The organism is Klebsiella sp. MS 92-3, from assembly GCF_000195655.1.
GTDB classification, from domain to species: Bacteria; Pseudomonadota; Gammaproteobacteria; order Enterobacterales; family Enterobacteriaceae; genus Klebsiella; species Klebsiella pneumoniae.
In genome coordinates, this window is the sequence record NZ_GL882854.1 from 8527 (window position 1) to 11015 (window position 2489).

At 57.8% G+C, this 2489-nt stretch carries 3 protein-coding genes; 2 read left to right on the forward strand and 1 reads right to left on the reverse strand.

Translation table 11 applies throughout. From position 1 onward, the window contains the following. Positions 1–51: 51 nt before the first annotated feature. The gene (gene osmE, locus HMPREF9538_RS04695; RefSeq protein WP_002901544.1) at positions 52–390 is read right to left on the reverse strand and encodes an osmotically-inducible lipoprotein OsmE; all 339 of its coding nucleotides are present in this window, start codon (positions 388–390) and stop codon (positions 52–54) included. Between the two features lie 282 nt (positions 391–672). On the opposite strand from osmE, the gene nadE reads away from it, so the two are divergent. Further along, on the forward strand, positions 673–1500 hold the full coding sequence (gene nadE / locus HMPREF9538_RS04690) for an ammonia-dependent NAD(+) synthetase (protein WP_004151921.1): 828 nt from the start codon (positions 673–675) through the stop codon (positions 1498–1500). 100 nt (positions 1501–1600) lie between these two features. Further along, positions 1601–2464, forward strand: coding sequence for an excinuclease Cho (gene cho, locus HMPREF9538_RS04685; protein ID WP_004176514.1), 864 nt, complete (start codon positions 1601–1603; stop codon positions 2462–2464). Positions 2465–2489: the final 25 nt, after the last annotated feature.

Consider the following 2489-nt stretch of genomic DNA (forward strand, 5'->3'; position numbering starts at 1 on the left):
CCCCCCGCGGGGGGGGGGGGCTTACGTAGAAGTCAGTAAACAGTAGGAAGCTTACCTGGCGTTGCGCGGGTCGGTATCATACTCGGCGCAGGTCTGGTAGCCGGAGTTCATGACGTGACCCGTTTCGTCGAGGGCCACAAAGTAGGTTTCAACTTTACCATCTCGTTGACCGAGGATATAGGTCTGGCAGGTGCCGCGGGCATGGACCATGGTGACTTCCGTTGAAGGTTTGCCGGCGATCTGCATCACCTGCTGACGCGACATCCCTTTCTTCACATCTTTCACCACCGGCTGGGTAAACTGGTCTTTGGTACGATCGTAAGCGGTACAGCCCGCCAGTAAGGTTAACGCGACGGTGACGCCCAGTATTCCTGCTAAGCTTTTGTTCATTTTGGTTCCTCTTTTCTACTGTGTAACGATAAGCCTGGAATAAATAGTGTTATTTTTCAAGCCGAACAGCGAAATCATGTCAGGTTATGTTATTGCGTAAACAGGATTGATCTGCCGACGTCGGACGGCGGCGCAATGCGCGGTACAGCATCTATAATGAAAACCTATGTCATTGATTGCCTTCTTTTCCGGCAGTCAAAACCCCGGTCCTTGTCGTTTCAGCGGCAAAGAGGTAGCTTTAAGCCAACAGCTTGCCAAACAGATTCACTTTCGGAGGGCGCGATGACGCTACAACAAGAGATTATTCAGGCGCTGGGCGCAAAGCCGCAGATTGATGTCGCAGGCGAGATCCGCCGCAGCGTCGATTTCCTGAAGTCATACCTGCAGACCTACCCGTTTATTAAATCGCTGGTGCTGGGTATCAGCGGCGGTCAGGACTCCACCCTGACGGGAAAACTGTGCCAGATAGCGATTAACGAACTGCGTGCCGAAACCGGCGACAGTAGCCTGCAGTTTATCGCCGTCCGTTTACCCTATGGCGTGCAGGCTGATGAGCAGGACTGCCAGGACGCCATCGCATTTATCCAGCCTGACCGGGTGTTGACAGTCAATATTAAAGCTGCGGTGCTGGCCAGCGAACAGGCGCTGCGCGAAGCAGGCATCGAACTGAGCGACTTCGTTCGCGGAAATGAAAAAGCCCGTGAGCGAATGAAGGCCCAGTACAGCATCGCCGGAATGACCAAAGGAGTTGTGGTCGGTACCGACCATGCGGCGGAAGCGATTACCGGCTTTTTCACCAAATATGGCGACGGCGGCACCGACATCAACCCAATTTTCCGCCTGAACAAACGTCAGGGCAAACAGCTGCTGGCCCATCTCGGCTGCCCGGAACATCTGTATAAGAAGCTGCCCACCGCCGACCTGGAAGACGATCGCCCCTCCCTGCCGGATGAAGTGGCCCTGGGTGTCACCTACGAGAACATCGACGATTATCTGGAAGGCAAAACGCTGGACCCGAGCATCGCCAAAACGATCGAGGGCTGGTATCTGAAAACCGAACACAAGCGTCGGCCGCCGATCACCGTCTTTGACGATTTCTGGAAAAAATAGTCTCTCCCCCCGCCCCGGCCTGCGCCGGGGTTATTTTTTGTCCTTTTCGCCGCAAAAATGGCCTGCTATACTGGATGGATAGACAGTACCAGGAGTTATTGTGGCCAGAAAGCAATCAGCCCCGCGTCTCGAGTTTGAGGCGGCGGCGATCTATGAATATCCCGAACATCTTCGCCCGTGGCTGGAGGCGCTGCCGAAGCTGCCGGGCGTCTATCAGTTTCACGGCGACAGCGACACGATGCCGCTCTATATCGGTAAGAGCGTCAACCTCCGCAGCCGGGTGTTATCCCACCTGCGCACCCCTGAAGAGGCCGCGATGCTGCGTCAGTCGCGGCGTATCACCTGGCAGCGCACCGCTGGCGAGCTGGGAGCGCTGCTGCTGGAGGCGCGGTTGATTAAAGAGCAGCAGCCGCTGTTTAACAAGCGGCTACGGCGTAACAAGCAGCTCTGCGCCTGGCTACTTGCGGACGACCGGCCGCAGATTGTCTATGCCCGTGAGGTTGATTTCTCGCACCAGCAGCATCTCTATGGCCTGTTCGCCAACCGGCGGGCGGCGCTGCAGATGCTGCAGAGCCTCGCTGACGAACAGCGCCTCTGTTATGGCCTGCTTGGTCTGGAACCGCTCAGCCGCGGCCGCGCCTGCTTTCGCTCCGCGCTGGGCCGCTGCGCCGGGGCCTGCTGTGGAAAGGAGAGCGTGGAGGCGCACAGAGAGCGCCTGCTGGCGCAGATGAGCAGACTGCAGCTGGTGTGCTGGCCGTGGGCGGGGCCCGTGGCGCTGGAGGAGCGCGGCCCGGACATGACGCAGTATCACGTCATTCATAACTGGCTGTGGCTGGGCGCCGTTGAATCGCTCGACCAGGCGGCGGAGTTGACCCGTCTGCCCGCCGGATTTGACCAGGATGGTTACAAGATCCTCTGTAAGCCTTTGCTCAGCGGAGACTATCCGCTGCATCCGCTTGGCTGAGAAGCCACCAATAAAAAACCCCCCC